Genomic DNA, 21575 nt, shown 5'->3' on the forward strand with positions numbered 1-21575 from the left:
TCGACTCGCAAAGGAATTCCCATCATGTCCCGCAAGAAAAAGCAGAATCCGTCGGTACGGAGCGCAATCACCACTGTTTCCGTTTCCCTGGCTGCCGTCGCCCAGACGGCGCTGGCCGGCCCCACCGGCGGTGTGGTCGCCGGCGGCACCGCGACCATCGACCAGAGCGCGGCGCTGCAGACCATCATCAACCAGGCGACCAAGAAGGCCGTCATCAACTGGCAGGAATTCGACATTCCCGCCAACGAGCTGGTGAAGTTCGTCCAGGCCGCGGGTAACGACTCGGTCACCCTGAACCGGGTGCTCAGCAACAAGTTCTCCAACATCCAGGGCGCGCTGGAAGCCAACGGCAACATCTTCCTGATCAACCCCAACGGCATCGTCTTCGGCGCCAACGCCAAGGTCGACGTCGCCGGCCTGCTGGCCTCCACCCTGGACGTCGATCCCGCCAGCTTCATGAGCGGCGACAGCCTGTCGTTCAGCCAGGTGCAGGGCAAGGAACTGGCCTCGATCAGCAACCAGGGCGAGATCAAGGTCGGCGACGGCGGCTTCGTCTATCTCGTCGCGCCGAAGGTCGACAACTCCGGCATGGTCATCGCCAACATCGGCCGCGTCACCATGGCCGCCGGCAACCGCTTCAACGTCGACCTGCAGGGCAGCGGCCTGATCAACTTCAACGTGTCCGCCGATCAGTTGGGCTCGGCCACCGGCAATGCCAAGGTCGGCGTCGACAACAGCGGCGAGATCAAGGCGCAGAACGTCCTGCTGCAGGGCAACATCGCCAAGGACCTGATGTCCTCGGTGGTGAACAACACCGGCGTGATCGAGGCGACCTCGCTGACCATCAACGCCGCCGAGATCGAGCAGGCCGGCCAGATCAAGGCCGCCGCCGGTACCGTCAACCTGACCGCCAGCGACAGCATCCGCACTGCCGACGGCAGCAGCACCCGCGCCGGTACCCTGAACCTGGAAGTGACCAACGATGGCGCCTCCATCGGTGCCGAAGGCGTCGCGCTGAAGGTCGACGCCGACGTACTGAATGCCAAGGCGAAGAACGGCCACGTGCTGGTCACCGACGTCAATGGCGGTGTCGCCCTTGGCGAGATCACCACCGGCAACAAGGACAACGTCAACCAGCGCCGCGCGATCATCAAGAGCCAGAACGGCAGCATCACCTCGGCCAACCCGGCGAAGACCAACGTCACCGCCTGGTCGACCAACCTGGAGTCCGACGGCGCCATCGGCAATGCCGCGCAGGCGGTCACCACCGCCACCGACGTGCTCACCGCTTCCACCCAGAACGGCGGCATCTACGTCACCGACACCGATGACCAACTGATCCTCGGCAAGATCACCGCGCGCGAGACGCTCAGCGTCAGCGGCCAGCCCACCGCGCTGGAAGCGATCAGCGACGGCAGCGGGCAGGTCACCCTGTCCAACGGCGCCACCGGCACCAAGGATGTCCAGATCATCTCCCAGGGCAGCATGTTCATCACTGGCCCGGTTTCTGCGACCAACTTCCTCGGGCTCGGTTCTTTCAGCGGCGGCCTGTTCAACGCCGCCGACGGTACCCAGCTGACCGGCCGCAACATGACTCTGATCGGGGACAACGTCGGCCAGGCCGAGCGTGCCTTCAACATCCAGAGCAACAAGCTTGACGCCACTGCCAGAACCGGCGGCGTATACATCACCGAGAACAACGGCCTGACCGTCGGCAGCATCCAGGCCGGCAACGGCAGCGACGTGGTGCTGAAGGCTGCGCAGGGCTCGCTGCAGGTCGGCAGCATCGTGGCGCAGAACGGCAAGGTCGGCCTCACGGCGGACAACGGCGCGATCCTCGACAACAACGGCGATGCGCTGAACGTCACCGCCGCCGAGCTGGCGCTGAACGCCAACACTGGCATCGGCGCGTCGAACAACGCGCTGGAAACCTCGATCAGCAAGCTCGCCGCCGCCACCCGCGCCGCGCAGTCGGGCATCTATGTGAAGAACAACCTGGCGCTGCAGAGCATCGATGCGCAGACCGCCAACGGCGACGCGCAGATCGACTTCAGCGGCGGCCAGCTGTCGTTCAACCGCAACAGCGGCCAGCTCTCGCTCAATGCGCCGCTGGACCTGACCTTCACCAACAGCGCCGGCGCCCTGGTGCTGGCCGGCATCGATGCCGGCCCCAGCCACAGCGTCAAGCTGACCGCCGCCGGCAACATCAGCCAGGGCAGCGGCAGGCTGACGGCCGGGGACGTCACCCTGGATGCCAGCAACAACATTGGTAGCGCCGACACCGCGCTGGTCACCGATACCGCCAGCCTTGACCTGACCAGCCGCAACGGCACCATCAACGTCGACAACCGCTCGGCGCAGCAGACCCGCGTCAAGGCCAGCGCCAACAGCACCAACGGCGCGGTGAGCGTGAAGCAGGCCGGTGCACTGCTGGTCGATTCGGTTTCGGCATCCAAGGCGGTCAACCTCACCGCCGGCGGCGCCATCGAAGGCGCGGCGGACAACAGTGGCTTCCACGTCTCGGCGGGTTCGCTGAACCTCGACGGCGCTGCCATCGGCAGTTCGACCACCGCGCTCTCCACCAAGGTCGACGCGGGCTCGGTCAGCCTGACCAGCCGTGGCGGCGATATCAATCTGTCCAACGTCGGCAACATCGCCCTGCTGAACGCCAATGCCAGCGGCAAGATCGCCTTCCGCAACTCGGGCGATGCCAGCATCGACAGGCTGCAGGCCGGCCAGTCGATCACCTTCGACATCACCGGCGCCGCGAAGAACGGCGGCAGCGGTGTCAACTTCATCGCCACCGGTCTCGACGTTTCCGCCAAGTCCTTCGGCGAAAGCGGCAAGGCCATGCAGATCCAGGTACAGAACCTGGTGATCGATACCGTCAACGGCGGCATCTACGCCCGCCAGGCCAGCGGCCAGCTGCTCGGCCTGATGCAGGCCACCTCCGGCGGCAGCGGCAGCGACATCGAGATTTCCGCGGACGGCAGCATCGGCCTCGGCACGGTCAACGCCGGCGGCAACAATGTCGTGCTCAAGGCCGGCGGCAGCATCGAGGATGCCCGCAGCGACAAGAGCAAGGCCAACGTCACCGCGCGCTCGCTGGACATGAGTGCCCCGGGCGGCATCGGCATGAACGGCGACCTCAACCTCGACGTCAGCTTCCTCTCCGCCGCGGGCGGCGCCAGCGGCGTGAAGGCGGCCAACGCCGGTGCCATCGCCGTCGACAACAAGACGCTGACCGGCAAGGGCAGCAGCGAAATCTCCATCATCGCCGCCAGCATCACCATCCTCGACAACAACGGCGGCACCATCACCATGGACGGCGGCAAGCTGACCATGACCGCCACCGCCGGCAACATCGTCTTCCTCAACCAGAGCGACACCATCTACCTGCCGGGCGGCGGCAGCATCACCCTGACCGCCATGTCGAAGTCCGAGATGGACGGCTACAGCGGCGTGATCATCGCCGGCAACCTGAAGACCGACGGCGGCGATATCAAGCTGCAGGCACAGTCGAACATCACCATCGGCATGCTCGATGCCCTCGGCAATGCCGGCACCGCCGGCGACGTCTGGGTCGGTTCGCTGCACGGCATCATCATCGATGGTAACGGCAGCGCGCAGAACATCCGCGGCGACCACGTCACCCTGCAGGCCAGCACCCCGTCGCTGCGCGACGCCGAGCTGAACCGCGACACCGCCATCTCCGAGTATTCGGCGAAGGTGGCCGAGGCCGCCGCCAAGCTGCTGCAGCTGGAAATCCTCCAGCAGCAGCTGAAGAGCTACCAGCAGATGGTGTCCCAGGCCGAGTTGCAGCAATCCCTGGCCGCCAGCATCGAACGCCTGACCGCCCTGCAGCAGCGTGCTGCGCAAGCTTCCGTGGACAGCGCTTCGGCCTATGTCGACATCCTGAATACCGCGCTGAATGCCGCCACCGTGGTGCGCAACGCCGCCGCCATCGTCGCCGGCGCCGCCCAGGCGATTCCGTTCTCCGGCGACGCCGGCGCGGATGCCGCCTTCGCCGTGGTCGACCTGGCCCTGTCCGCCGCCACCCTGGCGCTGGACAGCTACGAGCGCTACACCCTGGCGCCGCGCCAGGACGCGCTGGACGACCTGAACAACCAGCTCGATGTGGCCACTGCCGCGCTGACCGACGCGCAGACCAACCTGAATATGGCCACCACCATCCGCGACACCACGCAGACCTCGAAGGACATGGCCGACCTCGCCGTGTTCAAGGCCAACGTGGCGCGCGATGCCGCCCAGCAGGTGCGCAAGCAGGCGGTGAGCGCCTATGACCTGAACAAGGACATCGACAGTTCCGCCGACAAGCCGCTGGGCATCACTGCCAACCGCCTGGACGTGAACCAGGGCAGCACGCTGAACACCGACCTGTTCCTCGACTCCACCGGCAGCATCGGCCTCGGCGACATCGAGGTGATCTCCGGCAAGCAGATCGTCGCCAGCGCCAACCAGGACCTGAACCTGGTCGGCACCGTGCACAGCGACAAGTCGATCAGCCTGAACGCCGGCAATTCCATCCAGGGCGCCGGCGGCAAGCTGTTCACCCCGGACCTGCTGCTCAAGGCCAACAACGGCATCGGCAACCTGACCGCGGTGAACACCCAGGTCGATCGCCTGGCCGCCTCTGCCGGCAACGCCGGTGTGAACATCGTCAACCGCAACTCCGGCGCGCTGCTGAGCGTCACCAGCGAAGGTGCGGTGAACGGCGTTTCCGGCAACGGCGACATCAGCATCGACACCGACGGTTCGCTGCGCGTCGAGAAGCTGATCAGCGACACCAACCAGACCCACACCGTGACCCTGACCAGCGGCGGCGCGATCGTCGACGGCAACGGCCAGGAGCGCAACGTGCAGGGCGGCACCCTGGTGGTGAACGCACTCAACGGTGTGGAACTGGACAGCGAGATCGTCCGTCTGCAGGCGCAGATCACCGGCGTCGGCGACTTCGCCATCCGCGAAGCCAGCGAACTGGTGGTGGATAGCCTGTCGACCGCTGACGGCGACATCGATGTCGATGCTACCGGCAACATCACCGTTGGCAGCCTGAGCGCCGCCGGCCACCGCATCGACCTGGCGTCGGGCGGCCGCATCGACGACGACAACAACAACGCCACCCAGATCGTCGCCAACGAACTGGGCCTGACCGCCGCCGGCTCCATCGGCGGCACCGGCGCCCATGCCACTCGCGCGCTCGACACCCATGTGGGCAGCGTGGATGCCACGGCCCATGGCGAAATCAATATCGCCGAGCAGGACGACCTCAGCGTCGGTGTGGTGGAAACCGACACCGGCAACATCACCCTGACCAGCGGTGGTTCGCTGGACATCGGCCGCGTCGCCACTGGCACCACTTCCGACACCATCACCCTGATGGCGGCCAATGCCATCCGCAATGCGCTGAACGACGGCGCGGCCAACCTGACTGCCGCCAACCTGGCGCTGACCGCCGGCAGCGGCATCGGCGAAGGCAAGGCGCTGAACGTCAGCGCCGACCGCCTGGTCGCCAGCGGCGGCAGCGGTGGCGTGGAAGTTACCGATCTGGACGGCGATCTCACCATCGGTGGCGTCACGGCGAATCTGGGACTGCCGACGCCGTTTGGCCTGAACTCGACCGGTGGCGACATCCGCGTACAGGCGGACGGCGGTTCGCTGTTCGTGGACGAGATGGTGGTCACCCTGGGTGGCGGCGACATCGCTCTCGGCGCGGAAGGTTCGCTGCAGCAGAACGCGGCTGTCCTCGGCGCCGCCAATGTCTCGCTGACTGCCGATGACGACATCACGCAGAACGCGGTGATCGTCACGAGCAATGGCGACATCGCCCTCGCGGCAGGCGGCAGCATTTCGCAGAACGCGCTGAACCTGACCGTCTCCGGCGACATTTCGCTGCAGGCAACCGACGGCGACGTGACCATTGCCGCCGGCGCTACCAACACCGTCACCGGCGCCGGCAATATCACCGTCGAGGCGGGCGAGGACGTAGTTCAGAACGCTGCGATGTCGACCGGCAGCGGCAACATCTCGGTGAAGGCCGGTTCCGGCGACGTGACCATCGCCAGCGCTGCGACCAGCACTGTGACTGGCGCAGGCGACATCACCATCGAGGCGGGCTCCAACGTCCAGCAGGGCGCGAACTTCAGCACCGGCACCGGCGACATCAGCGTCACCGCGCACACCGGCAACATCGAAATGGGCAGCGGCGTCTCCAGCATCGTGGGCGGCACCGGCAACATCGCCTACAACGCCGGCAGCAACGCGGTGATCGGCGACCTCGGCAGCATCACCGGCAACATCGGTGTGCTGGCTGGCGGCGACATCCAGCAGAACGGCAATATCGTCACCACTACCGGCGACATCTCGCTGGCTGCCGACGGCGATATCCAGCAGGCCGGCGATACCGGTACCGACGAGGGCTCCATCAGCGTCGTGGCCGGCAACGACCTGCTGCAGATCGGCAACACCACCACCCGCGTGGGCGGTATCACGCTGAACGCCGGCAACGATATCGAGCAGAACGGCAATACCGGCACCGACGAGGGCGCCATCAGCGTCGTGGCCGGCAACGACCTGCTGCAGAACGGCAACACCACCACCCGCGTGGGCGGTATCACGGTGAACGCCGGCAACGATATCGAGCAGAACGGCAATACCGGCACCGACGAAGGCGCCATCAGCGTCGTGGCCGGCAACGACCTGCTGCAGAACGGCAACATCACCACCCGCCTGGGCGGTATCACGCTGAACGCCGGCAACGATATCGAGCAGAACGGCAATACCGGCACCGACGAGGGCGCCATCAGCGTCGCGGCTGGCAACGACATCCTGCAGAACGGTGACATCACCACCAATGCGGGCGCTGTCTCGGTGGCTGCTGGCGGCAATATCCAGCAGGTCGGCGACATCACCACCTCGGTGGGCGGAGTCGAGAGCGGCGCTGCCGGCAACATCACCCAGACCGGCAACATCGGCACCGGCACCGGCGACATCGCGGTGACTGCCAACGGTGACCTGCTGCAGGACGGCGATACCTCCGCAACCAACGGCGACATCGCGCTTCTGGCCCACGGCAATATTCGCCAGAACGGTGCGGTCACCAGCGGCGCGGGCGACATCTCGCTGGCCGCCGACGGGGATATCCGTCAGGACGGCAACATCGGCACCGACGCTGGCGACATCAGCGTCGCCGCCGGGCAGGACATCCTGCAGAACGGCAATGTCAGCAGCGGCGCCGGCAACATCGATGTGAACGCTGTGCGCGACATCACCCAGAACGGCGATATCCGTACTGACGCCGGCAACATCAACATCGCTGCCGGTCGGGACATCCTGCAGAACGGCGACGTGACCAGCGGCGCAGGCGACATCGCGGTGAACGCGGTGCGCGACATCGTGCAGAACGGCGTTATCGGTACCGACGCTGGCGCGATCCAGATCGGCGCGGGCAACGACTTCACCCAGAACGGCCTGGTCACCACCAACGCCGGCGACGTCGCGATCACTGCCGTTGGCGACATCGAGCAGAACGCGGACATCGAAGTCGGCACCGGTAACCTGTCGGTACAGGCGGGTGGCAACCTGACCATGGCGGATGGCACCTGGAGCGAAGTCGGTGTCGGCAATATCGGCTACCAGGCCGGTGGCGATCTCGTCAGCAACATCATCTGGGCAGGCTCGGGCAATGTGGACGTGACTGCTGCGCAGAATCTGTTGCAGAAGGTCTACACCGTTGCAGAGAACGGCAACCTGGCGGTCACCGCAACTGCGGGCAACCTGGTCATGGCTGACGGCGCCGTGGGCTTCGCCTCGGGCACCGTCGACTATCAGGCCGGCGCCGATGCCGAACTGAATGTCCTGGTCAGCGAGGGAGCCGATGTAACGGTCAACGCTGGCGACAACATCCGCCAGAAGACCTTCATCGCCACTACCGATGCCAATATCGTGCTGAACGCCGGCTCCGGCGACATCGGCATGGACGAAGGCGCTTCCAGCTACGTCAGCGGCAGCGGGGACATCCGCTACAGCGCGGGCCGCAACATCCTGATCGACGAGTTGGCGACCGATGACGGCGACGTACGCCTGACCGCCACCGCCGGCTCCATCGGCGTGCATGGTTCGGCTGCGGACAACGTCAGCGCCAACAGCCTGATCGCCACCGCCGCCAACGGCATCGGCAGCCTCGGCAATGCGGTGCGTACCCGCATCGACAGCCTGGTCGCCAACCTGACCGGTGCCGGCGATATCGCGGTGACCGAGGCCGACGGCATCGAGCTGACCCAGGTGCGCAACGCCAACGGCACCGTCGCGGTCCATGCCGGCGGCGACATCACGGCGGTGGACGTGCAGTCCCGCCAGGGCAGCGTGCAGCTGGATTCGGCTGGCCGCGTGGACACCACCCCGGCTGGCCTGATCCAGGCCGGCGCGCTGCAGATCGATGCAGTGAACGGCGTGGCGGTGCGCACCAGCGTCGACCGCGCGAGCGTGGCGGTCAGCGGCACCGGCGACCTGAGCATCGGCGAAACCGACGGCATCGTTCTCGATCGCCTGACCACCGCCGACGGCGACATCGCGGTGAATGCCGGCGGCAACATCGGCGTGGATACCGTCCTGGCCAATGGCGACGTCAGCCTGAACTCCGGCGCGGCAATCAGCAGCCAGCGTTCCGTGGCGACTCCGGCGAACGCCGTGGTCGGCAACCGCATCGCCCTGCAGGCGGCCAGCGGCATCGGTGCGCAGCGCGCGCTGGATATCGCCGGCCAGCAGGTCAGCGCGCAGACCACCGGCGGCGACATCCGCCTGGCCCAGGCCGGCGCGGTGGTGCTGGAGAACGTGCGTACCGGCAACGGCAACATCGACGTCGCGGTGAGTGGCGGCGATGCGCAGGTCGGCCAGGTTTCGGCCAACGGCGCGGTGAACCTGAGCGCCGCGAACGGCAGCCTGCGTACCGACGGCAGCGGCAACAGCCGCGTGAGCGCCGGCGACCTGGCCCTGCGTGCTGCCAACGGCATTGCCCTGAACACCGCGGCGGGCACGCTGGATGCGCGCCTGAGCGGCGCCGGCGACATCGCCATCGACGAACTCGATGGCCTTGCCAGCCTGACCGCCATCGCCCCTTCCGGCGACATCAGCGTACGCAGCGCCAGTGGCAATATCGCCGTGGACAGCGTGCAGGCCAGCGGCCATGCCGTCCGCCTGCAGGCCGACCGCGGCGCGATCCGCGATGCGCACAACGGCACGTCGAACAACGTGACCGCGGCGCGGCTGACCCTGAGCGCCAGCACCGGTATCGGCCTGCCGAGCAATGCCTTCGACATCACCGTAGGCAGCCTGAGCGCGCAGACCGGCAGTGGCGGCATCTACATCAACAACTGGGGTACCGCCCCGCTGGTGCTGGAATCGGCCAGCGGTCCGGCGCTGCAGACCGGCACCGGCGACATCGTGCTGAACACTGCCGGTCGCCTGAACGTGGAAGACGAGGTGCGCAACACCGGCACCGGCGGCATCAGCCTGAACGCCGCCGGCGATATCGCGCAGGATGCCGATGTGCGGGCCCAGGGCAGTGGCAACATCAGCCTGAAGAGCGGCGGCAGCATCGACATGGGCGACGGCGTGACCACGGCTTCCAACGGCGGCAACATCCGCTACGAGGCGGCCGGCCAGCTCTCGGTCAGCCAGGTGGAAACCAGCAGGGGTGCCGGTGGCGGCGTGGTGACCTTCGTTGCACCGGAGATCATCGACAACATGCCTGGCGTCGCCAACGTCAAGGCGTGGGTGATCGACCTGCAGTCGCCGACGGCGAACAAGGCGCTGGTCCGTGAAATGATCGGCGAGACCCAGGACCAGGCGCTGATCCGCCTGAACTTCCGCCCCATCGGCGGCAGCCTGGCGGAGAGCCGTCGCTTCATGGCCGACCTGCTGAACATCCCGCCGGTGGCCACCGCGCCGACCACGGCCGTGCTGACCAGCGGCGTGATCAGCGACACCGACATCACCGCGGACGAAGGCTACAACGCCGATGGCGAGGGTAATCTGCGGCTGTGATGGAGAGCCCGCCGTTTCCCCTGAGCGGGGCAGCGGCGGGCCTTGCAGGAGCCGGCTGGCGGGCGCAAGGCGTTTTCGCTGGATGCTTCGGCGTCCGGGGCAGCGCCGGGTCGCCAGCAAGCCGGCTCCTGCAGGTTGGCGCCACTTGTCCATCGTTCCCACGCTCCCGCGTGGGAACGCCTCCAGGGACGCTCCCGCGTCCGGGCGCGGCGTAATGACTGCAAGTGCGGCCGGGTTTCCCGGATAGCTTCGTGCGCCTCCCGACCCCGTCGTCCCCGCGAACGCGGGGACCCGGTGAAGCGGCGCAGGAGCGGTCTTGGCCCGTCGTGCGGCCTATGCGCCGGGGGAGACGGATCAGTGCTGGATGTGCAGTTCCTGCACCAGGCAATAGCCGCGGTTGCGCACCGCGCGGAGGAGGTCCTGGCCGCCGCAGCCCAGGCGGAACTTGGTCTGCAGGCGACTCAGGCTCATTTCCAGGCCCTTGTAGGTGTCCGGGTCTTTTTGCAGCAGGGCGACCATCTCGGACTTGCTCAGTACCCGCTTGCCGCATTCGACGAAGCCGGTGAGCAGGCGCAGTTCGGTGCCGGTCAGGTGCAGGCTGTGGTGCTGGCCGGCCAACGTGCGGTTGGCCGGGAGCAGTTTCCAGACGTGCGGGAGGTGCGGGCGTGGTTCGCCGTCGCTGGGCAGTGTGGAGGTTCCCATGGTGTTTCGCCGGGCAGTGGGGTAGTGGAGATGGTTGCGAAAGCGTCCGGAGGTCAGTGGCTCAGCGACTGGGACAGCCGGTAGCCGTGGCCGCGCACGGAAACGATGAGCTTGCAGCCGAAGGTATGGGCGATCTTCAGACGCAGGCGGCTGACGCATTTTTCCAAGGCGCGGGCATCGTAGTACAGCTCGTTCCGGCCGAGGATTTCGGCGATCTCGCTGCGCGAGAGGGTGTGCTGCCGGGCTTCGTTCATTGCCCTGAGCAATTCCGCTTCGTCATAGGAAAGCTGCAGCCGCTGGGGTTCCCGGTGCAGGCAGAGTTGGGACAGATTGATGGTCAACAACGCTTGGCTCCGATCGTAGTACTGCTCGTTACAACGCGGGGCGCCTCTTGCGAAGCATGTCTGATATCACCGGGCCAGCATAATAGGGAGCCAGGATCGCTGGCACAAGCATGTCTCTATCGGATCGCCGCTTCAAAAGGACGCGGTTCCGTCGGGGGCAGCGAGGTCTGCCGGTGTTGGCGGCCGGCACGCGCCTGTATAGGGAAAACCCGTGCGCCGCTCAAGCGCCGGGTGTGCGGGACGATCAATTCGGAAAAAACAGCCAGTTTGGCGGGCGCGGGGTTGCGGTTTTTTCTGCGGGTGGGCGCCGGGAGGCCAGCGAAAAGCCGCACGCACGCGCGGCTTCCGGCAGGGTGGATGAAGCGCCGTCCTATGCTTCCATCAACCCATGCTTGCTGGCATAGGCGAACAGCTCCGCTTCGCCGCCCAGCCCCAGCTTCCTGATGGCGCTGATCTTCTGGGTGCTGACGGTCTTGATGCTGCGATTGAGGTGCTGGGCGATGTCGGTCATGGTCATGCCGTTCACGTACAGCCTCACGACTTCCAGTTCGCGCGGCGTGACCAGCGTCGCCACCTCGCTCCCGGCGCCGTCGCCCCCTGGCGGTTCCGCGGCCCGGTTGCTCCGCGAATAGCGGCCCTCATAGGCCGCGGTGATCACCTGCGGCAGCTTCGACAGTTCGTTGCGCTTGTTCAGCACCGTCAGCGCGCCGGCCTTCAGCATGCTCAGCTGCAGGCCCGGATTCTCCAGCATGGTCAGCACGATCACGCGCAGCTTCGGGTAGGCGCTGCGGATGTTGCGCAGCATGACCAGGCCGTCGGGAATGCTGCCGGGCATGGAGAAATCGGTGATCAGCACGTCGCACGAGGCGCTTTCCAGTTGCTCCATCAGCATCTTCGGATCGGCCGCCTCGGCCACCACGGAGATGTGCCTGGAAGATTTCAGTATCTGCCGCACGCCGAATATGACCACGGGATGATCGTCGGCCACTACTACTCGTATTGTCATTCTCTGCTACCGATTATGGGGTTCATGGGGTCATCGCTTCGAAGTTCCCTGTCCTGGCAGCGGTCGTTGCCTTCTCGAATATCCCTATGAGCTGGTCGTACATCGCAAGGAGCGCGGCGGTTGGAGAGCTTTCCGCCGCCGGGATTGCGCCGGTGCGCAATGTCCGGTGGAAGCTGTCGACGATTTCGTCGAGCGCAGCCATGCCGAACATGCTGATGGCGCCTCTGGCCCGGTGGCACCAGGCGCGCAGTTCGTCGATGGAGCCCTTCTCGAGCGCAATGCGCAGGCTTTCCCGGTCATCGCGCAATGCCCCGCTGAACAGCCGGCAGGTGTCGGCGTCATGCAGAAGGTCGGCCAGCGCGGCGGCCAGTTCGTCCCGTTCGACGGGGTGGGTGGAGCGGCTGTGCTCGATGTCCGGCGGTGCGTCGCTGGCCGCTGCCGCCAGTGCCTTCTGCAGCGAGGCGAGGGTGGTGGGCTTCAGCACGTAGGTGTTCATGCCGACGTCCAGGCAGCGGCGCAGTTCTTCGCGCACCGTGGTCGCGGTCACTCCCACCACGGGAATGGAGCGCAGCTGCGGGTCGTCGCTGGCGCGAATCCGCGTGGTCAGGTCGAAGCCGTTCATGACCGGCATGTGGCAGTCGGTGAGGATCAGGTCGAATTCTTCGCGCGCCAGCGCGAGCAGCGCCTGCTCGCCGTTTTCGGCTACCACGCTGGTGCAGCAGAGCAGGCGCAGCTGTTGCTGGATCACTTCCCGGTTGATCGGATGATCCTCGACCACCAGTACCTTGCGGCATGGCAGCGCCGGGGCTTGCGCCGGCATCGGTCCCGCCGGCGGCTGCGCCGGGTTGCCGGTCAGCGTCGTGGTTGCGGCGAGGAAGGCCATCCAGCGCAGCGGGTTGACGCTCAGTCGCGCTGTGCCTGCCTCGACCCGGTAGCCGAGCTGCTTCGGCACGGTGCTGACCTGGATGACGTACTTCGATCGTCCCGCGTCTTCCGGATGATCCGCATCGACGAAGTGGATGGCCTCGGGATGCCTGTCCAGCAGGCGCATGCCGGCGGCCATGGCGAAGGCGGCGAGGCTTTCCCGGCTTTCCGCGTCACGCACCGCGAGCACCGCGGGCCGGTTCTTCAGCAAGGGCAGGTCGTATTCCGCGCAGAGGATGGAGCAGGGAATGCGCAGCGAGGCGATGGTGCCCACGCCTTCCGCGCTTTCCAGGGTGACCTGGCCGCCCATCAGCTCCGCCAGCCGGCGCGAGATCGAAAGCCCCAGTCCGGTGCCGCCGAAACGCCGGGCGGCACTGCGTTCGCTCTGCACGAAGGGCGCGAACAGGTGCTGGATGTCATCCCTGGGGATGCCGATGCCGGTGTCCTCGACACTGACCACGACCACCGCGGACCGGCTGTCCATCGACTCGACGCGGGCATGCAGCCTGACGCTGCCGTGGCTGGTGAACTTGATGGCGTTGCCGAGGAGGTTGAACAGGATCTGCCGGACGCGGATGCCATCGGCATGCACCGTCGCCGGCACCCGGGCATCCACGCCCAGGCGCAGCTGCAGGCCCTTTTCATGGGCCTGCGGCAGCAGCAGGCTCAGCACGCTGTCGATCAGTTCGCGCAGGTCCAGCGGTTCCGGGGTGATGCTCAGCCGGCCGGCTTCGATCTTCGCGTAGTCGAGGATGTCGTCGAGAATCTGCGCGAGCGCCTGTCCGGACTCCTTGGCGAGGGCGAGCAGCCGCCGCTGTTCGTCGCACAGCTCGGTGGTCTGCAGGACCTCCACCAGGCCCAGCACGCCGTTCATCGGCGTGCGGATCTCGTGGCTCATCATCGCCAGGAAACCTTCCTTCGCCCGCAGAGCCGCCTCGGCGACTTCCTTGGCCTCGCGCAGCGCTTCCTCCTGGCGATGGCGGTCGGTCACATCCGAGATCACGCCATTCCACATCTGCAGCTCGCCATCCTTCTTCGGCACGGCGCTCAGGTGTACCCAGCCGCCGCCGAATTCATCGACCAGTTCCAGCTCCAGGTCGATCGGGGCGGAAAAGCCATCACTCTGGTTGAGTTCCTGCTCCAGTCTCCGGGTATCGGCCTGACGGAATACCTGCGGGCACCTTTCCCCGCGGCGGTTGACGAGGGCCTCGTCGACTTCCTGGCGCCCGGATATGTCGCCGGCGATGTAGCTGACCTGCCACTCCTTGTCTCCCTGACGGCGCCGAAGCTGGAAGACCACCGCCGGGAGACTCCTGGTGACGTCCTTCAGCTGCTGCTCGGCGCGCAGGGCCCGCTGGCGCGCCTCGTGAATCTCGGTGACGTCCTGATACATGGCGACAACGCCGCCGACGGAGCCATCGGCCAGGGGATAGGGAACCGCCCAGGCGATGACCGTGCGCTTCTCGCACTGTGCATTCAGCAGAGGCACCGTCGCATGCCGGACCTCCATGGTTTCCAGCGCCTGTTGCTGCAGTTCCCGCAGTATCTGGATCGAGCTGGTCGGCTCCTTCAGCGCCAGATCCGCCTGGCCCAGGTAATCGGTCTTCCGCACCCCGAAGAATTGCTCGAAGGCCGAGTTCATCTCGACGTAGCGATGCTCCGTATCCTTGGCCACGATGGGCTGCGGCAGGCATGCCAGCAGCGTTTCCTTCAGGGCGAGTTCGCGGGCCAGGCGATCCTCGATCTGGCGCCGGCGGCGGACCTGGTAGTGCAGGCGGAAGTAGGCGACCACCAGCAGCAGGATCACCAGGGCGGTCAGTGCGAGCACTACCCAGTAGCGGGCCAGCAGCATCGTCCAGGGCGTGTCGAACTGGTATTTGACCGCGGTCCAGCGCTGGCTGATCCGGTTGCGTTCCGTGGCGGGCATCGACGACAGGGCGCGCTGCAGGACATGGCCCAGCGAGGCCTGCCGGGCCGACAGCCACAGGCCGAAGTCCTGGTCGAATCCCGCGGCTCCGGCGATCCGCATGTCCTGGCCAGCCTCGCCGCGCACCAGCGCATCCAGGGTCAGCAGGTTGCCAATCATGGCGTCTGCGGCGTGGTTGCGCAGCAGTTCGAAGCCGCTCTGGAAGTCGTCAACTTCCGTCACCCTGGCGTCCGGCAGCTTTTCATGGAGCGTGCGGGCGATGGTGCTGGCGGCGATGACCGCTATCTTCCTGCCGCGCAGGGCTTCGAGCCCGGTGGTGTAGGGCGTGCTCGCGGCGGTGACGATCGCCGCCGGGATGGAGGCATAGATACCGGCGGATACCAGCGCGGAGTCATCGACCGGCTCGCTCACGGAGCCCGCGATCAGGTCGATCTCGCCCCGGGCAAGCCGAGCCAGGGCATCTTCCGGACTATTGCTGGGAACATGGACGAATTCGACGTTCAGCAGCTTGCGCAGGTAGTCGAGGTAGTCGACCGTCAGCCCGCTGAGCCTGCCCTGCGCGTCCTGCGAGGCGAAGGGGAACTGCAGCGACGGGGCCGTGTAGCGGATGGTCCTGTGGGCGGAAAGCAGGACCTTCTCGGAAGGGAGCAGGACAAACTCCTTCGGGCTGCCGGTCTCGACGCCGCCCAGCCATTTGTTGCGCAGGTGCTCCATGGCGATATCGGGGAAGAGGGCCAGCCGCCGGTCCAGTTCGCGCACCACTTCGGCGGACTTCAGCGGCGCGCCGAAACGATAGGCCGTGTTGCCCATGTCCAGGCGGCGCAGGCCGGTCAGGTCCTGGTTGTCCTTCTCGGCCAGCATCCTGGTGATCAGAACCGCCGAGCCGACATAGACGTCGCCGTGGCCGTCCCGCAGGGCGCGCATGGCGTCGTGGGGCGAACTCACGCCGAGCAGGCGCGCCTGCGGATACTGCAGGCGCAGCTCGGTGGCCCAGGGCGTGCCGGTCTCGACGATGATCTGCGCGTGGCGCAGGAAGCTGGCGTCGAGCGCTCTTTCGTCGCCGCTCCGGGCAACGAGCATCGCCCGGCGCTCGAAATAGCCCGACGAATAGACCAGGCAATCGGCAAATTCAGGCAGCGGTACGGCGCCGAGAACGAGATCCACGTCGCCACGGCACGCCGCGCGCATCGTGTCGTCACGGGTTGCGTACCTGTGCAGTTCGAGAGCGCTATCCGTCGCCAGCAACATGTTCAGCAACTCGCCGCTGAAGCCGGTCAGTTGCCCGTCCTTCATGGCTTCAAGAGGCGTGTCGGTGCCAATCACGGCAACACTCAGTCGCTTCGGCAATCCGAGATCGGAGAGGTACTGCTGCCCTTCGCTGGCCTCTGTCTGCGGCAGGGCCGATATGCTCGCGGCCACGAACAGACATATCGTTCGCAAGAAGAAGCTCATCCAGCGGCATGAGGAAATATTCATTTCTGATTCCTCATGCGCCGGGCAGAACTTCCGGGTACGGCGAAATGCAGATCGAGAAGCGCTGCATCGATTGCCGGCGCCTGATTTCCCGCAGTCATTTCAATACTGGCAACGTTCAATTTCTTTACCGGAAATGGACGGCTCTGTCCGTTTTTCCTGAGTCCATTTCAGGCGCGTGGTTTTGGTGGGCTTTTATTTCTGTGACGTACTTTCAATATAAGCCTTGGCCCGGGATGAATTTTCTTGATGTGTATCAATGCAGGGGAGTTGCAGTGGATTTAATGCGCGGGTTATTAGGAATACTCCTAATGAATCGCCGCCAATCCAGGCGGGATGGCGGTCAGAGCCTTCCGGGAATTCATGGGCGTGCTTTGTAGCGCTCCACCCCAGGGCTGGTGCGGCATGGCGTACCTGGCTTCGATCGTGGGGGTGCGGAGATATGACGTGCCGACGCACATCTTTCGCGAATTGATTCTGGAGCGGGAAAGTAACAGGCGGGATGGCTGGATATGGGAGAAGTGACACATCCCTGTGTCGGGCTCAGCAAGAGGAGCCAAGGAAATTATGTGGGTTTCCTGTTCGGTTTGAAATCGGCCGTTTCCTGGTTTCGGTTTTGCTTTTACCTGAGGTATCCGTACTTCAGAAATGTTCTGTTTTTTGCGGCGCAGTGTTTCCGTGAGCGCTTCCGTTACATGAACATGCTCACCCCGATCGGATCATCGCAGTTCTGCAGGAGCGGGGCTCCGGTAGCAATCGCTGGGGCGTTGTGGACGCTTTGTGAACACAAAGGCGCTTCCATTGGGCCGCTGGCTTGACGTCCAGAAAGACGAAAGCCGCGCGATGCGCGGCTTTCGATTTGGTGGGCCCACACGGACTCGAACCGTGGACCAAAGGATTATGAGTTGCCCAGAAACGCTGCAAGCCCAGTGAAATCGTGCGTAGCTTAGCGCAGGTACAATTAGCTGAAAGTAGCGTCGTAGAGCGGGTTAAGCGTAATTGAGCGAAATCTGTAAAAGCTGGGCACTGTACCGGCAGTGTACCGTTTTTTGTACCGCAAAAAGCCCAATTTCTTGGGTTTTCATCGGACTACCCAGCTTTTGATGCTCATTTTTTCTAGGAGGTTGGTTCGATAACCTCTGCAACGATGAAGGCGAGTCGCATTTGTGGGGGTATAGGCGACTCTGAAAAGTATTTGGTGTGGAGTTATCCGTACAGAAAGAGCCTGCCAATTATATCTCGCATGTTTTCTGGGAGAATCTTGCATAATATATATGGCGTCAATAGATTTCTTGATTTCTGAGAGTTTAGCTCATTTATAAACTCTTCACTTTTCTTTAGGTTTTTCAGCTCTTTTGTGTTTGGTGGGTGAGGGTGTGTGTTGCGAAGTGCCATGGTTTCTGCGAGGGATTTATTTGCTTTGCTGTCATCCCAAAATGACCAGGCTGCATTTATGAAGTATATGGTTGATTTTCTCTCAAGGCTAAGCCTTAAAGTATTCCATTTTGGGGTGTAAATGGATTTTCCTGATGCGGATGTTCTCTCTATGAAATACTTTGGATAGAGTTCGGCGGCATCTCGACAGGCTCTTTCAAAATAGGGTTTTTGCTGAATTGACGTCTTTATAAGGTTTTCGTAGTTTGCAATCCTTGCTTTGGCTTCTTGTATTGTCGATGGTGATAGGTTTTGCAATGGATAGGCGTGGTTTCCATACTTGACTACATTTCCTTCGAGCAATACGTCATCTGGGGATATGTGTTGAATGGTTTTTATAATTGTTCCATAGTGGTTTGTCATTGATATTGGAAAGTAGCGTGCAGCTATTGCCGTCCCCTCTGCTGAGTTGAGTAGTTCGTGCTCTATCGCTTCTTTCGTGTATCGGATTACTTTTATTTTATGCTTCTCAGCTCCAGATAGGCGGCTGTCAACCGTAGTGCTTGGGACAGTTGTATAGAAGGCAATGAAGCCATCGCAATCCCAATCTCTTACTCTCTCGATAATGCTCTCCTCCCTACTAACTGGTTGGTCAGAGTGAGCATAGTGCTTGCAGCTAACGAGCCATCGTGTTCCATCTGAGGCGCTTTCGACACCAAGATCAATTCCATCGTCAGGGCCATTGGAGACTGATTTAAAAATGGACATTTTCTTCACAGTCAAGAAAAACTCCTGAGCGAATAGCTCAAAGTCGTCTACCGAATTTGATTTGCCGACCTTGTTGTTTGAGGTCTTTGTGTGATTTCGGTTGGGCGAGGCGATTTCCCGGAAATCAAGTATCCCCATGCTTCTCTCCTTGTGCAGCAAATAAATTATATGGTGGCTCAAGCTCCTGAGTTTCTAGTTTGGCGCCTTAGTGATTCTACAGCTTTAGATAGCGCTGCTAGATCAGGTTCTTGAGACCCCCAGTCTTTCCAGAAGTCCCGAGTCGCGCTGTCTGGTCTGACGGTTGGAAGGTCTAACTTGATACGCGATGGCAAAAGCACTGCGTCACCAAGCATTAAAGCCTCGCCTGTATCCAGTAGCGGGAGGACGCTGGTTAATCCTGCTAAAGAGTCAGGCATTAGTCGTTTGATGACACCTTGATCCATATCGTTTGTGAGTCGTAGAGATAGAAAATTGTTGCATTGACTCAAAATCGTTCGGCTGACATCTGATGGACGCTGGCTGACTACAAGTAGTGAAAATCCGTACTTCCTTCCTTCTTTGGCAATTCTCTCGAAGGCTCCTAGCGCCTGCCTTTGAACTGCGTCAGCATCGTCGCGGACGGGTAAGTAAAGGTGGGCTTCGTCGCAGAGCAAGGTAACGGGGGTGCGCTTCTCTGCGGTCATCCAGAACTGCACGTCATACAGCAGTCGTGCAAGCGTCCCAGTAACCACTGGCAACACATCAGAGGGTACTTCTGAAAAATCGATGATCTTGATGCCATGTCCACCAGTGGAGCCAAGAAGTCGCGCGATCTGGGTTGCTAACCATTCATAAGCATTCGCTTCAGTAGGCGGTGAGAACATGAATCCGTAGCGGCGGTCCTCTAGCTTGGCTTCCATTCTTGAGATGAAGCGTGTCAGCTTGTCCTCCCACTCACCTTTGACTGGGCCAGTTTTGCCCACCCCCTTAGTAGTGTTATCTATATTTAGGGCCGCAAGGAGATCCTCGATTGCATAGGGAATTGGTGAGTCAACGGTGAACGTCTTCGCCACATCTACCTGCCCCTCCGCTTCAAGGGTTTTTTGTTTAAGGGCGCGAACATGAGAGGTGAATCTTGACGCCTGATTTGGTGCGTTCTGGTCGCTGCGATCGAGAATCATCGACAACATCTCGTCGCGATTTAGCAACCAGTAGGGGAGAAATAACGCATCGTCACTTGGGATCGCCAAATCACCAGGCCCGGCGATGCGCAGGCGCGTCGCGTAACCTCCATTGGCTACATCAGCGAGTGGGGCATATTCCCCATGCATATCAAAAATAATAATATTCGGGTACTTGAGCTGAGCTGCGCGCTCCAAAATAAGAGCTACTGCATAGCTTTTACCGGAGCCTGTACTTCCCAGAATTGCCGCATGTCGCTGAAAAAATTTGTCGCCGTTAACAATAGCCTCAGCTGTACGGTCAGCGACAAATACACCCAATTTCAGGCGTTCGTTCTCAGGGTAGTCCGCACCAAGAATGCCCATGAATCGTTGAAGGTTCGCACCTTCAATTACATAGCACTCTCGGTCAATCTGCGGAAAGCTGTCGGCTCCCCGTTTAAATGTGTTGCTCTTGACTCCATCTACAGTTCGAAAGGTTCCAATCAGTGCCCCCCGAACCGTGTCTGTTGGTAAGGCCGTTAGAGATAGCTCTTCGCCCTCAAGAGGGATTTCGTCAGGAAGGTCATCGCTCAGTGTTCGTGTAACACGTTCGACGATTGCTATAAGATATTCACGTTCAGTGCTGCCTTTAATGGCGATGAGATTCCCGATGCCAATTCGTGTTAGCAGTGCTGAGTTCGAAACGTCGATAGCTACCCTGCTTGTATCGACAGAAGAAACTCGACCCAGCAAATCAGTATCAGCAAATTGCAGCGCGGCGAGATTAGCTGTCATGGCTCCAGAACCTCCGTTACAAATAAACCTACGTCCCACATTCCGGTTTTCGGAAAGAAGAACTCCTTTGTTTCAACAATGGCAGTTGTGCCTTCGATTCCATCCAGCGCTGAGTGTTCGAGTGCGATTACATTGGGGCACGAGAGTGCAAGGTGTCTTGCTGTGTGCGACAAAGATCGGGTTAGCATCAATGTGGGCTTGCCACTTTTAATACCGGGCGTCAGGTGTGTTTCAAGATGGTCATCATTGAAGCCGTAGCCGAGAATCAAGTACCGGCTAGCACGATCAATTGCATCATTGGCCCGTGTGCGATGAAGGTCGAATGGGCTTTCATAGCCGTTTCTGAATTTATTTTGGCCAGGTGTAATAATTAATCGAGTAGCGTCTGGTAGGTCACCCGCATAAAAGACGGGGCGGCCAGCTCGAACATACCAATCAAGACTTCCATGCGGCTTACAGATTAGTGCTCGTGACCGGTACTGAAGTGAAACTATTTTTGTGCGGGGTTTGACTGTTGCTTCGCGACAGAAACTCATTCGGCTCTCGCGTTCATTTAGCTGCCCTGCAAAGCGGCCGACAAACATTGTGTCTGCGCCAATACCCGCTTCCTCTGCGGCTATCTCGACAAGGCGATCATAATTTGTCGTTACTATTACCATACCTGCTGTTGGTTTGATTAAGTGCCCCAACAGTCGTGTCAGCCTTAGCGTTCGAGCTCCTGCAAATAGCTCAGAAACAACTGTGCGTTCCCGTTCTGATATAAGTTGGCCTGTTTCGGCCGATATCGATGCTTCAAGCTGTGGTGTGGGTGGGGCAGCTAATAACGCTGCCTCCAAGCCTTTGGTTTTTATAAGCTCCGAGGCGGCCTTCCACGCAGCAGCGTCAGCGCCGGTCAATGCATTACCAACTTTTTCAAGCAGGTGGTCAGCAAGCTCACCCATGCCAGGCAGGCCTTCTGCACAAGAGAGCCCTGACCCCACAATAGTGACAAGTCCATCACTTAAGTGGGCTTGTAGGCGGGCCTTCAACGTATGTAGATCCATTTCCTAACCGTC

General features: G+C 62.3%; 8 protein-coding genes. 1 reads left to right on the forward strand and 7 read right to left on the reverse strand.

Annotation, left to right across the window (positions count from 1 at the left end):
- Positions 1-24 precede the first annotated feature (24 nt).
- The gene (locus tag BLR75_RS15830) at positions 25-10065 is read left to right on the forward strand and encodes a two-partner secretion domain-containing protein (RefSeq protein WP_090416096.1); all 10041 of its coding nucleotides are present in this window, start codon (positions 25-27) and stop codon (positions 10063-10065) included.
- A gap of 354 nt (positions 10066-10419) precedes the next feature.
- Here BLR75_RS15830 and BLR75_RS26540 read toward each other — a convergent pair whose 3' ends face one another.
- The 7 genes from BLR75_RS26540 to BLR75_RS15865 all read right to left on the reverse strand — a co-directional run bounded on the left by BLR75_RS26540 (position 10420) and on the right by BLR75_RS15865 (position 21563).
- Complete coding sequence (locus tag BLR75_RS26540; RefSeq protein WP_169720298.1) at positions 10420-10767, reverse strand: winged helix-turn-helix domain-containing protein; 348 nt, start codon at positions 10765-10767, stop codon at positions 10420-10422.
- A gap of 53 nt (positions 10768-10820) precedes the next feature.
- A complete protein-coding gene (locus BLR75_RS15840) occupies positions 10821-11111 on the reverse strand; it encodes a helix-turn-helix domain-containing protein (protein ID WP_139207030.1) in 291 nt (96 codons plus the stop codon).
- Between the two features lie 370 nt (positions 11112-11481).
- Positions 11482-12117 carry a response regulator gene (locus BLR75_RS15845; RefSeq protein WP_084314965.1) on the reverse strand — a complete coding sequence of 212 codons (636 nt, stop codon included), beginning with the start codon at positions 12115-12117 and terminating at the stop codon, positions 11482-11484.
- 22 nt (positions 12118-12139) lie between these two features.
- Entirely contained in the window at positions 12140-16444 is a 4305-nt protein-coding gene (locus BLR75_RS15850; RefSeq protein ID WP_084314964.1) for an ATP-binding protein, read from the reverse strand.
- Between the two features lie 1203 nt (positions 16445-17647).
- Positions 17648-18721 (reverse strand): PDDEXK family nuclease, encoded by a 1074-nt coding sequence (locus BLR75_RS26545; protein WP_139207031.1) that lies wholly within the window; start codon positions 18719-18721, stop codon positions 17648-17650.
- A gap of 38 nt (positions 18722-18759) precedes the next feature.
- Entirely contained in the window at positions 18760-20520 is a 1761-nt protein-coding gene (locus tag BLR75_RS15860) for an ATP-binding protein (protein WP_084314962.1), read from the reverse strand.
- A complete protein-coding gene (locus tag BLR75_RS15865; RefSeq protein WP_084314961.1) occupies positions 20517-21563 on the reverse strand; it encodes an SIR2 family protein in 1047 nt (348 codons plus the stop codon). Before BLR75_RS15865 ends, BLR75_RS15860 begins: the two co-directional genes overlap by 4 nt.
- Positions 21564-21575: the final 12 nt, after the last annotated feature.

The sequence above is a fragment of the Pseudomonas jinjuensis genome (genome assembly GCF_900103845.1).
Taxonomy (GTDB): Bacteria; Pseudomonadota; Gammaproteobacteria; order Pseudomonadales; family Pseudomonadaceae; genus Pseudomonas; species Pseudomonas jinjuensis.